Genomic DNA, 12,201 nt, shown 5'->3' with positions numbered 1-12,201 from the left:
AAAAAGATGGTGATGATAAGATGAAAGGTCTGCTTGTAAAGGAAAGGTACAGTTTATTTAACACCTGCAAAGTGTTTTTGCTGATACCATTAGTTTTAAATATTGTACTGATGATAGCTGTCATGGTGAAAAGGCAGGAGATATCGGGTTTCCCTGTGGGACTTATATTTGTGATGATGGGAATAATGCCTGCATCGGTAATAAATCAGGAGATGCGGAGCAACTGGCACGTCGGTGTGCTGACTATGCCCTACACCCGCACACAGATAGTCAGCGCGAAGTATGTAATAACACTGATAATAGTACTGCTGACACTGCTGATGAATGCGGCTTTCCTGGGAGTATGTCTTGCATTCAGCAGCGGTCTCAGTGCTCATAGCATTACGGAGATAGCAAAGATACTTTTCAGTGGTATCGGCATGGGGCTTTTGCCTACGATAATAATAATGCCCCTGACCTTTAAGTTTTACGGCAACGGCAATGGTGTAAGACTTATTATGAGTGCGTTGTTCGGCGGATTCATAGGCGGCTCGAATGTGATGATAATGGAAAATGCACAGCACGGCGGGTTATTCGGGAACGGCTTTATCTTCATGTGTGTTACGATAGTTCTGTTCTTTATATCATGGGGGGTATCCATACTCCTTTTCAGGAAGAGGGATGTGTGATATGACAGGTAATAATAAGATAAAGGGACTGCTTCTCAACGAATGGTACACTATGGGAAAGATGTTCATAGCTGTATGTGTTATGGTGATAGCAAGCCTGTTCGGCAGTTTATGTATGGCAGCCGCTACGGGTGAAGCGGTTATCGGTTTTTCAACGGTCACAGGCGGTATAGGTGTTATGCTTTTATCCTCGGCTTTCTCCTATGACAACTGGAAGAGTATAGGTTCATTCAAGAAGTCGATGCCCTATTCTGACAGTGAGGTCGTACTTGTGAGGTTCCTGCCGCCTGTTATGCTAATAGCTGTGGAAGCTTTCTGTACTCCGATACTGCTTACTATAGGCGGTCTGATACATGGTGATCTCAGCGAGGGCTTTGCAGGTCAGGCGGCATTTGTGACTGTTGTAAATGTACTTTATACGGCAATACCCGTGATGATATTCTACCCGCTGTTTTTTAAGTATGGCTATCAGAAAGTGCAGATGATCTATGGCCTTTTTGGCGGTCTGGCAGTCACAGGTTCGATCCCGCTATCGATGATGGGGATGGTCAGAAGTTCGGATGATGAAAATATGGCGGATAAGTCTATGCTTATCAATATGCCTGTGCCTGTATGCGTTATCATTATCGCGGTAGTTGCGGCTCTGATAGTTGTGGCTTACAAAGTATCCGTGGCAGGATATTCAAAGAGAGATGACTGATGGAGTTTACCGTAAAACGAAATATGGTCAACACTTTATTTGCTTGTATAACGAGTGATTAAGTATTCTTCCGGCGGTTGTTACAGCCAGACAAAAAGACTGTTGCGTGTGTGCAGCAGTCTTTTTGCTTTGGAAAAAATATATGGTTGGTGCATTAAGGAAACACCGCGCAACCACCGGCTAACGCCATTGCACGCCATCTGATGCGCTATGGTTGTGCGGTGTTTCCTTAAATAAGCTTTGTACGCATATAGGTAAGAAGTTTTTTCTCGCGGCGGGATACCTGCACCTGTGTCATGCCGAGTATGCCTGCGGCTTTGGTCTGGGTAAGACCTTTGAAGTAGCGCAGGTCTATCAGCTTTCGGTCTTCGTCGGAGAGTTCGGCGAGGACTTGTCTGAGGGCGAGTTTATCGGTGATATCCTCATCGGGCGGGTCAACGGGGAGGTCTGTCTGGGAATCGCCGTCCTCATCGCCCATGGTAAGGCTTAGGGCGGGCTGAGAGGAATTAAGGGCGGCGATGATATCCTCGGGGTCGGCGGTAAGGAGTTCGGAAAGCTCGGTGACGGTGGGTTCTCTGCCTTTTTCGTTGGTGAAGTTCCTTGTGGTGCGGGTTATCTTCAGGGAGAGTTCTTTCAGGCTTCGGGAGACTTTCACTGTGCCGCCGTCACGGAAAAGCCGCTTTATCTCTCCGAGGATAACGGGTACGGCATAGGTGGAGAACTTTACTCCGCGGCTGTCGTCGAAGGCTTTGGACGCTTTTACCAGTCCCACACATCCTGCGCTGTATAAGTCGTCGTATTCGATACCTCTGGCGCGGAAACGGTTGGCGCAGAGGTGTACAAGCCCCAGGTTGTCCTCGGGGAGGTAGCTGTCTTCACGGCTCATAGGCGCTTTTTACCCTGCACGGTGCGTTCGAGGATAACTGTGGTGCCTTTGCCCGGCTTGCTTTTGACTTTGACCTTTTCCATGAAAGTTTCCATGATGGTAAAGCCGAGACCAGCGCGGTCTTCCTCGGGGGAGGTGGTATACAGGGGCGTCATTGCCTGTGCAACATCGGGTATGCCGCAGCCTTTGTCCTGAATTTTTATGCTTATGCGGGAATCCTTGAAGATGCGCACCTGCATCATGACTTCGCCCGCTGTATCGCGGTAGCCGTGTACTATGGCATTTGTGACAGCTTCGGAAACTGCTGTTTTTATATCCGAAAGCTCTGCGATATTCGGGTCAAGGACGGAGAGAAATCCGCTGACTGCAAGGCGGGCAAAGCGCTCGTTTTCAGAGAGTGCGGGGAATGTGAGGTTCATTTCGTTAAGTGGTCTGAGGGGCGGTCTGCTCAATTATCTCAGCCTCCTTTTCTTTGTATATATCTTTTGGGATAATGCCGCGGGGGTCATCGGTGATGGGGGCAAGTTTGTCCACCCCTGCAAGGCGAAGGACTTTTTTTATGTAGGCAGGGGGGCGGGCTACTATGACATCGCCCCCCTGTTCGTTCATTATCCTGTATCTGCCCATAATGAGCCCTATGCCCGAGCTGTCCATGAATGTGACGGACGAAAAGTCAATGACAAGGCGGCGGGGGCGTTTTTCGGCTAATTCGCGGTCGATATCGGTGCGCATGAGCCTTGCGGTATGGTGGTCGAGGTCGCCTGAAAGCTTGGCAAGGGTCACACCGTCTGTGGTCGAAATATTTATCAATTTAACTGTCCTCCTTTATTTTTCAGCCGCGGTGGGGGCTGTCGGTATCATCATGATAGCACGGCGGGGGCGGGAAATTTGTCAAAATGGGGGAGTGTCACAGAAAAGGCATTCGGCATAATATGACATCGGAGGGGCTGAGAAGTTCCCCCATGAGAAAGTGAGGAGATATAAATGGAGAATAACGAGAAGGATATCCTGGAGAGGATATTTGAAGACGGCGGTGTTCCTGAGGGGGCGAGCTGTGCCGTAAACGGAGGCGCTTTGCCGAAGACACTGGCATTCGCCATGGCGTATGTGCCTTTTCAGCCGTGGGAGAAGCCTTATGAAGATGATACCTCCCTTAGCCGCGGGACGGTATTTCCCTGTCTTGACAAACCATTTATCGGAGAGGAGGCTGTGAAGAATGCCCGTACTGAATGACAAGCAGAAGCTGATGCGACGTATACAGCAGAGCTGTTTTGCGCTGGCAGAGGCAAATCTCTACCTTGACAGCCACCCCACCTGCAAGATGGGGCTGGAATATTTCAGGAAGCACAAGGCTGAAAAAGAGAAGCTGGAAAAAGAATACAACGAGAGATACGGTCCTTTGACAGCGGTGCAGTCCGATGGGACAAAGAAGTGGGAATGGGTCATGATGCCTTTTCCATGGGAGAGAGGTGAGAACTGATGTGGATGTATGAAAAGAAATTGCAGTACCCCGTAAATATAAAAAATCCCGACCCTGCGCTGGCTAAGGTGATCTTGAGCCAGTTGGGTGGCGCCGATGGAGAACTCGGTGCATCGCTGAGGTATCTGAATCAGAGATATTCGGCACCCAGCAGGGAAGTTCAGGCAATGCTGACGGATATCGGCACGGAAGAACTGGCTCATATGGAGATGATAAGTGCAATACTCTATCAGCTGACCAGAGGGCTTTCGATGAAGGAGATAAAGGAGAGCGGGTTTGACACTTATTTTGTGGATCACACCACAGGCATATACCCTGTTGCGGCATCGGGAGTGCCTTTCTCGGCGGATTATTTCCAGAGCAAGGGCGATCCGATAACCGATCTTAATGAAGATATGGCGGCTGAACAGAAAGCGAGAACGACCTATGACAATATCCTGCGGCTGACAGATGACCCCGATGTGCGAGATCCTATAAAGTTCCTGAGAGAGAGGGAGATAGTACACTATCAGAGGTTTGGAGAATGTCTGAGGATAGTTACGGATATGCTGGACAGCAAGAATTTCTATGCATTCAATCCTGCGTTTGATAAGTGATAGATAAAGTAGTACAGAGGATAGAATGCCAAGGAAACAAAGCGCGCGGTCAAGCCTCGCGCTAGCAGGCTTGCGGAGAGCTCGAGAGGCAGAGCCTCTCGGTCAAGGCGCAAAAGCGACGTGAAAATAGTGCTGTAAATAGCACAGCAAACTCCCGACCAAAAAGGCGCGGCAATAAAAGCATCGAGCGTGGACAAAACAAACGTCCACGCTCTTTCTATGTGCGGAGATATTGCCGCGCCCGAAATCAACGGCGATAGCTCGTTGATTTCTCGACCCGCAAGGGGCGACCTGATACCGCAGTAACCGGGACAAGAGTGCCGCACTGTTGAAGTCCATATAACAGATAATTGGATTTTAATTTGTGGGCGGAGGTTTGTAGGGCTGGTCAATGGTTTGATTTGGGAACATTGGTTTATGAGTTTTCGCCCCTCTCTTCGTTCGGGTCGAGCCGTCAAAGACGCTGTCGCTGTTTGACGGCGGGCGCGGCAATAATATACGGACATAGTTTGAGCGTGTGCATTAGTTTTGCACACGCTCGATTTTTTGATTATTGCCGCGCCTTTTGGGGCGGTAGATAGTCTGCTATTACTTTTTGAGTTGCCGCGTCGCTTTTGTGCATTGACCGAGAGGCTCTGCCTCTCGTGCTCTCCGCAAGCCTTTCGCGAAAAGCTTGAGCCAAAGCTCTCCTCCTTGGCATTCTTATCCTCTGTACTGCTTTATCCTTTGCTGTTTACGCTCGTGATTGAAATCTCGAAACATATTAAACAAATTTTATTAATAACTATTGCATATTTTGTTGTGATGTGCTATAATGGATTAAAGGTACTTAATAAGGACAGCGTTAACCCACCTGTCCGCTGTGCCTGATGATAAAAACGTAAAGACTAAAGAAATATGAGGTGACAAAAATGTCTGTTAATCCCGACCTTTTTATACACGAATCCGACCGTACAGCACTCAATGCCCTTAAAGCTATACCCGGTTTTACTCCGCTGCTCAAAGGGTTCATGAAAATATGGAACGAAAAACAGTTCAAGCTGATGAATATGTCTACACTGGTGAGGATAAGCGAAAAGCAGATGCCCGAGTATTATGATATGCTCAAACCCATTTGCAAACGTCTGGGGATAAAAGTACCCGAGCTTTTCATGACCACCGACCCTTATCCTAATGCCTATACTTCGGGCGAAAATGACCCTTTCATAGTAATGACCACAGGTCTGGTGGCTTCTCTGCCCCATGAACTTATACCCTCGGTGCTTGCGCATGAGTGCGGACACATAGCTTGTCATCATGTGCTGTATTCCACCATGGGCAGAATGATACTCGGCGGGTCGGCAGGACTGCTGGGGCTTTCGCCGATGATAACCGCACCTTTGCAGATGGCTTTCTATTACTGGATGAGATGCAGTGAATTCTCGGCGGACAGGGCAGCTGCGGTCTGCGGAGGTTCAAGCAAAAGTGTTGTTGAAGTCTGCATGAGGCTTGCAGGCTGTGAAAAGGATTCGCCTGTACAGGCAAACCCCGAAGCTTTTCTTGAACAGGCAAGGGAGTACCGCGATCTTGTCAGCGGTTCGGCTTTCAACAAGACGCTTGAATTCATGATGTTCTCCACAAGGCGGCACCCTCTTAACGCTGTGCGTGCTTACGAGTGCAACGAGTGGTGCAAGTCCAATGAATTCAAGAGTATCGTGCAGTATCTCGATGAGGAAGAAAATGGCAATTCCGTCCACGGAAGTGTACCGATAAACGAAAATATAAATACTTACATAAAAAAGGACGCAGTGGAGACCGCCAATGCCCTTAAAGCATCGGGATTTACCAATGTTGCGATAGTGCGCTCCACCGAGCAGAGATCGGGTATGCCTGTCAACGGCATAATCTCCATAACTGCCAACGGCAAAACGGATATCAAGAAAGGCGAATGGCTGCCTGCTGACACTGCATGGCTGATAACGGCTTATATGCCCCTTTCAGCCGATGAAGAAAAAGCCGCCCACCCCGGTGAAGCTTGCGTGCCTTATTCAAGCGTGGGTTACAGCGGTAGAGATTACCGCGTGGTTATAGATGAACTCAGGGCGCTGGGATTTACGAATATATCTGTCAGCGAACAGCCCGATATCAAGGTGAAATTCCTTATCAGGGAATACAGCATAGCGCATATCTCCATCGACCATGTTGACAGGTTCGACAAGAACACATGGTTCAAACTGAGTGCGCCTGTTTCCATAAGGTATCACGTAATGGCACAGGGCTGATAGAGGGAGGTTTACAGAATGGGACTTTTTGACAATATCGGTTCGCCCGCACCGCAGAACGTACAGCAGAGTTCGGGCAATAAAACGGTAGATGTGGTATTCACAAAACTGCCCGATAATTTTGCGGAGTTCACCGCACTGCCACAGGCGGCGATGGACGACCCTTTCAAGACAGCGGCACTGACTGTGCTTGCTTTGTGTTTCTACCCGCAGGATAAGGACACTTGCATACAGATGCTGAATTTTCTGAAAGGACCTCAGCCCCTTTCGAACTATGAACAGCAGTTCCTTGCAGACAGATTCAGAGATGCTGATTATGTTCCGCGGAGTTATTTTGTGGGGGCTGTACCTGCTAACGACTACAAACCCGCACAGCCTTACACTGTAAAGGTCAGCGAGAATCCCTATTCCTATCAGGACAGCGGATACGCTAAGCTTTACCTGCAGTCGGGCGGGGCTGACAGCCCTCGTCCCATACAGCTCAGACTGGCAAAGGACGGCAATTGGTATCTGTGGGAACAGTTTCTGCTGGCGGGCATACGTCCGCCCGAATCAACGAACCCCTGGGCGTGATGTTTTAAAGCGGGATACGGGCACTTCCATTGGGGGAGGTGCCTGTTTTGCGGAAAATGATATCAAGGGGGAACGTCCTTGTTCGCGGGGGAGCGGGGACGGAAAATATTTCGGTAAGGGGGACGTCGGATGTATTATTTTGTGCTGGCTTTGCAGTATATCAGTATATTTGGTCTGCTGTTTGAGAGCGCATATATATTTAGGAACTGGAAAAGCAGGATACACGGATATCTGCTTCTGAACTGTGCGGCTACGATGGTCAACAATGCGGGAATGCTTCAGGTAATGCTTTCTGACAATTATGATGAGGCGATGACCGCACAGAAGCTTTCGTATGTGGGTACGGTATGGATACCCTTTTCACTGCTGATATTTCTGGTGGAATTATGCGGAGTGAGGACGAAGAAAAACACGATGCTGTTTCTGGGGGCATTCCATGCCCTGACCTATGTGGCGGTAATGACCAATGACTGGCATCATCTGTACTACCGCAATCTTGGATTTACAAAGGAAGGAGTACATCCGCACCTGACCTATGACCAGGGACCGTGGCATCATGTGTACACCATGTTTCTGATAAGCTATATAGTTTACGGTCTGCTGATACTTTTCATGACGATATATAAGGAGAAGAACAAGAAAAATCTGAAAAGGCTATGGTATATAGCGGCATCGATAGTGGTGGAGGTCATCTGCTACATAATTTATCTGACGGGAATGACCAATGGCTACAATATAACCGTGCTGGGATATTCACTGAGTACGGTGATAATGTACATAGCGATATTCAAGTACGATCTGCTGGACACTTTGGAACTGACAAGGGAGTACGTTGTGGACAAACTGTCCGAGGGACTTATCGCGGTGGATACCGAGGGCAGGGTCAGGTATTTCAACGAACCTGCGAAAACGCTGTATCCTCAGCTGGTGGAAAAGCCCGATGAAACTCTGGATATCATCGAACAGGCGATAGAGGACGAAGATGTTATAACCATTGACGACCGTATATACACCCCCTGCATTGAAGAACTGGAATATGAGGGCGAGAATTTCGGAAGCCTTTACAGGCTGATAGATGATACTGAGCATTACAACTATATGGAGCATCTGCGGGAGCAGAGCCAGCTGGCTGATAAGGCAAACCGCGCAAAATCAGCGTTTCTTGCAAATATGTCCCATGAGATAAGAACGCCTATAAATGCTGTGCTCGGTATGGACGAGATGATACTGCGCGAAAGCAAGGAACGTCAGATAATAGGGTATGCGGAGGATATCAGGAATGCGGGCAGGACACTGCTTTCGCTGATAAACGACATACTGGATTTCTCAAAGGTCGAGCAGGGCAAGATGGAGCTGATACCGACACAGTACGAGCTTGGTTCGGCTATAAACGACCTTGTGAATATGGTGCGTCCCAGAGCGGATAAAAAGGGTCTGCGGTTCGATGTGAGCGTGGACAGCGGGATACCGCATCTGCTGGTGGGTGATGAGATAAGAGTCAAACAGTGCGCACTTAATCTGCTGACCAATGCGGTGAAGTACACCGAAAAGGGCAGTGTGCATTTTGAAGTAGGATATGAGAAAGCAGGCAAGGACAGCATAAAGCTGAGATTCACGGTAAGCGACACGGGAATGGGCATAAAGCAGGAGGACATGGACAGGCTGTTTTCGCCCTTTTCGCGAATCGAAGAGGGCAGGAACCGTTCCATTGAGGGAACGGGGCTGGGTATGAGCATAACAAGACAGCTTCTCGACTTGATGGACAGCAGGCTGGAAGTCAGCAGTGTTTACGGCGAGGGCTCGGTGTTCTCATTTGAGATAGTGCAGAAAGTCACGAAATGGCAGGCTATCGGGGATTTCTCAAAGAGATTCTCAAGTGTCGGCAAGGGAGTGCATATTTACAGAGAGCTTTTCCATGCGCCTACGGCGAGAGTGCTCGTGGTTGATGACAATGCCATGAACCTGACGGTGTTCAAGGGTCTGCTCAAAAAGACTATGGTGGGCATAGATACGGCTTCATCTGGTGCGGAGGCGCTGAGACTTGCGGCGCTGAATACCTATGATATCTACTTTATCGATCACATGATGCCCGATATGGACGGTATCGAAACGCTGAAAAGGCTCCGTGCCATGGAGGGCAGAGAAAACGCTTTATGCGTGGCACTGACGGCGAATGCGGTATCGGGGGCGAGAGAGACTTACATCGAAGCGGGGTTCAACGATTATCTTTCAAAGCCCGTTGACGGTGAACGTCTGGAGAAGATGATGGCGGGTATGCTGCCCGAGGAAAAGCTGGAAAAACAGGCTGTATCCGAGGGACGCAGGGTCAGCACTGCGCCGAAGGTACTGGTGGTGGACGACGATCAGGTCATCAGGACAACGGCAAAGAATATCCTGGATAATATCTTCGATGTTATAACCTGCGGTACAGGTGAGGAAGCGATAGCTCTGACAAAAAGCAAGATGCCCGACGCTGTGCTTCTGGATATCAGCCTTGCGGGAATGAACGGTTTTGAAGTTCTCAGCAGGCTTAAAGAAGACCCCGAGGTGCGGGACATACCTGTTATATTCGTGACGGGTGAAGACAGCGCCGAGGCTGAAAGCACAGGATTCAAGAACGGTGCGGCGGACTATGTGAAGAAGCCCTTCTCACCCGAGGTGCTGATACAGCGAACGAAACGTGCCGTGGAGCTTTATCAGCTGCAATCGGGACTGAAGAGCGAAGTTGACAGACAGCAGATAAGGAGCGAAAGACTCTCGCTGGAGATGATGATGGCTCTTGCGAAGACCGTTGACGCGAAGGATCATTACACCAACGGACATTCCAACCGTGTTGCTATATACTCGGCTGAACTTGCAAGAAGACTGGGCAAGAGCGAAGCTGAACAGCAGCAGATATTCCGCATGGGACTTATGCATGATATCGGCAAGATAGGTGTCAGCGAGGATATACTTAACAAGACCTCCCGGCTTACTGACGAGGAGTTCATGCAGATAAAGCGGCATACTGTCATAGGCAGTGAGATACTGTCTTCCATAACCGAAATGCCGGGGCTTGCCACAGGTGCAAGGTCGCATCACGAGAAATACGACGGCAGCGGTTATCCCGACGGGCTGAAAGGCAAGGATATCCCTGAGGCTGCGCGTATAATATGTGCGGCGGACTGCTATGATGCCATGACTTCCACGAGAACGTACTCAAAGCCCATGGAACAGCAGAAGGTAAGGAACGAGTTCATCAGGTGCAGCGGAACGCAGTTCGACCCTGATGTTGCTGCGGCTATGATACAGATGATAGACGACGATGCCGACTACATCATGAACGAGCAGGGATTCACCAACGAGATATGGCAGGGCAGTGCGAAGATAGAAGAACTAGCCGCAGGTGAGAATGCCCTTGCGGAAAAGGGCTTTAACGGCATTGATGGTCTTGACGCGGATACAGGCATAAAGCACTGCAGCGGCGAGGACAACTATAAGCTTACACTGGAAGCTTTTGCGGAATCGGCTGAAGAGTATACCGAGAGCATAAGAAAATTCGTGGCGGAAAACGACAGGGAGAATGCCATGATAAAGCTCCATTCGCTGAAAGGTGCCGCAAGGACGATAGGTGCTGAAAAACTTGGCGATATGGCATATACAGGCGAGATGTTCTACCGTGGCAGATCGGAGGAGAAACCCGATATCGAGGGTACTCTTGCGGAGCTTGCAAGGCTGACGGAAGCGTTATATAAAAGACTCAGATGATAAAAAAGCCGGAGGACATCAGCGTCCTCCGGCATATTTTATATGTGGTTGTATGCCTCAGTATGTTCTGAGTTTTCTTTTTCAGCTTCTTCCATTTCGTGCTTTACATGGTTTGAAGATACCAGACTTATCGCAGCAAAGATAAGGAAACCTGTGGTTACTATAAAGGGGAACCTAACAAGAGTATGCTGCGGTATAATGTAGGGAAGAAGTCCGACAGAACCGCAGGGCGGGAAGTAGAAACCTGTTATTTCGATGGCGAACATTATAGCACAGGTGGTAACTGCTGCCGCAGCTGCCATTGGAAGTCCTGCTATCTCACCAAGAAGTATGCGGCAGGAAACTCCGAGAAATGCGCTTAGTGCCATCATTACCGTTGCCGTGGTCATGTCCTTTTTCACAGGTGATGACGGTGCAGTCATTTCAAAAAAAGCGACTATCAGCGGCGGTGCTATGAAGAAAGGTCTTTCCAGCGCCAGTGGGATAAAGCATACGATGCTTGCGATTATTACCTGAGCCAAACGAAGCCTGATAAGCGGTCTTGTGGGTTCAATGGGAACATAGCGGTACTTGTTCCGCATTCCTGTTTCTTCAAATATATGCAGCGTGAGAAGTGTGATACCCGTCACTGTCACCACCGATAGCGGATAAGCCGCACTGTGTGTGCCGTTCATTATCGGGAGTATGCAGGCAGATATTGCAGGAAGGAAATTTGTCTGCGAAAGGGTTATGAGTATCGTTACTGCGGCAAGCCCTATTGGTATTTTTATATATATCGGAAAAGGTACGAACATTACAACAGCCATGCCCAGAAGTGCGGCGGCTGTTATAGTCAGCATCAGGCGAAGCTTGCTTGTGTTCCACGACCTGACAGGTGCTGCAAGTACGCCTATGGCGACAGCGGCTGCCTCGGGAAAGATGATATCGGTTTCGCCTGTTATCCTTGATACTGCGACCATAAGCACCGAAAGTGCGGAGGTTATCAGTATCGGTATAAATTTTTTCTTATCGGTCATTGGTTCACCTCAAACTTTCCCTGCAAATTTAAGCTATATAAAAGTATATCATATTGCGGGGGCATTTTAATTAAGATTTTTTGAACTTATTAACGGGTATTTTTGAGTGGTCTGATTTTTAGGGCATTTTTGGCGCTTCTTTTGTGGGAGTTGCAGAAAATGTTGATTATATTAAATAATTGACATTCACAATAGTTTATATTAAACATGAATTAAGAGTAATTAACCTGCGAACATGGGCGTTTATGACTAAAGACACAGGCGCAAAAAGAGC

General features: G+C 48.7%; 12 protein-coding genes. 8 read left to right on the top strand and 4 right to left on the bottom strand.

Features of this window, described 5'->3' with window-relative positions; genetic code table 11:
- Positions 1-20 precede the first annotated feature (20 nt).
- Positions 21-668, top strand: a complete 648-nt coding sequence (locus N773_RS0108700) for an ABC-2 transporter permease (protein WP_024857432.1) — start codon at positions 21-23, stop codon at positions 666-668.
- A gap of 1 nt (position 669) precedes the next feature.
- Positions 670-1,368, top strand: a complete 699-nt coding sequence (locus N773_RS0108695) for an ABC-2 transporter permease (RefSeq protein WP_196231619.1) — start codon at positions 670-672, stop codon at positions 1,366-1,368.
- Positions 1,369-1,597: 229 nt separating this feature from the next.
- Here the strand turns inward: N773_RS0108695 and N773_RS0108690 are convergent, their stop codons facing one another.
- From N773_RS0108690 to N773_RS0108680, 3 genes are read right to left on the bottom strand one after another with little or no spacing between them, the layout of a single operon-like run.
- The gene (locus N773_RS0108690) at positions 1,598-2,254 is read right to left on the bottom strand and encodes a sigma-70 family RNA polymerase sigma factor (RefSeq protein ID WP_024857430.1); all 657 of its coding nucleotides are present in this window, start codon (positions 2,252-2,254) and stop codon (positions 1,598-1,600) included.
- Positions 2,251-2,673, bottom strand: coding sequence for an anti-sigma F factor (spoIIAB, locus tag N773_RS0108685; RefSeq protein WP_037285388.1), 423 nt, complete (start codon positions 2,671-2,673; stop codon positions 2,251-2,253). The genes N773_RS0108690 and spoIIAB overlap by 4 nt, the downstream gene beginning before the upstream one ends.
- Positions 2,674-2,677: 4 nt before the next feature.
- Positions 2,678-3,064, bottom strand: a complete 387-nt coding sequence (locus N773_RS0108680; RefSeq protein ID WP_024857428.1) for an STAS domain-containing protein — start codon at positions 3,062-3,064, stop codon at positions 2,678-2,680.
- 174 nt (positions 3,065-3,238) lie between these two features.
- Between N773_RS0108680 and N773_RS0108675 the strand changes: the two genes are divergently transcribed.
- From N773_RS0108675 to N773_RS0108645, 6 genes are all read left to right on the top strand, one after another.
- The gene (locus N773_RS0108675) at positions 3,239-3,487 is read left to right on the top strand and encodes a spore coat associated protein CotJA (RefSeq protein WP_024857427.1); all 249 of its coding nucleotides are present in this window, start codon (positions 3,239-3,241) and stop codon (positions 3,485-3,487) included.
- The gene (locus N773_RS0108670) at positions 3,471-3,734 is read left to right on the top strand and encodes a spore coat protein CotJB (RefSeq protein ID WP_024857426.1); all 264 of its coding nucleotides are present in this window, start codon (positions 3,471-3,473) and stop codon (positions 3,732-3,734) included. Before N773_RS0108675 ends, N773_RS0108670 begins: the two co-directional genes overlap by 17 nt.
- Entirely contained in the window at positions 3,734-4,330 is a 597-nt protein-coding gene (locus N773_RS0108665) for a manganese catalase family protein (RefSeq protein WP_024857425.1), read from the top strand. The genes N773_RS0108670 and N773_RS0108665 overlap by 1 nt, the downstream gene beginning before the upstream one ends.
- 911 nt (positions 4,331-5,241) lie before the next feature.
- Entirely contained in the window at positions 5,242-6,591 is a 1,350-nt protein-coding gene (locus N773_RS0108655; protein WP_024857424.1) for a M48 family metallopeptidase, read from the top strand.
- A gap of 18 nt (positions 6,592-6,609) precedes the next feature.
- Positions 6,610-7,164, top strand: coding sequence for a DUF6935 domain-containing protein (locus N773_RS0108650; protein ID WP_024857423.1), 555 nt, complete (start codon positions 6,610-6,612; stop codon positions 7,162-7,164).
- A gap of 129 nt (positions 7,165-7,293) precedes the next feature.
- Entirely contained in the window at positions 7,294-10,911 is a 3,618-nt protein-coding gene (locus tag N773_RS0108645) for a response regulator (RefSeq protein WP_024857422.1), read from the top strand.
- A 38-nt stretch (positions 10,912-10,949) separates the two neighbouring features.
- Here the strand turns inward: N773_RS0108645 and N773_RS0108640 are convergent, their stop codons facing one another.
- On the bottom strand, positions 10,950-11,927 hold the full coding sequence (locus tag N773_RS0108640; protein WP_024857421.1) for a hypothetical protein: 978 nt from the start codon (positions 11,925-11,927) through the stop codon (positions 10,950-10,952).
- Positions 11,928-12,201: the final 274 nt, after the last annotated feature.

Source organism: Ruminococcus albus AD2013 (assembly GCF_000526775.1).
GTDB classification, from domain to species: domain Bacteria; phylum Bacillota; class Clostridia; order Oscillospirales; family Ruminococcaceae; genus Hominimerdicola; species Hominimerdicola alba_A.
Note: the sequence above shows the minus strand (reverse complement) of the source record. Positions and strands in the feature narration are given on the sequence as shown.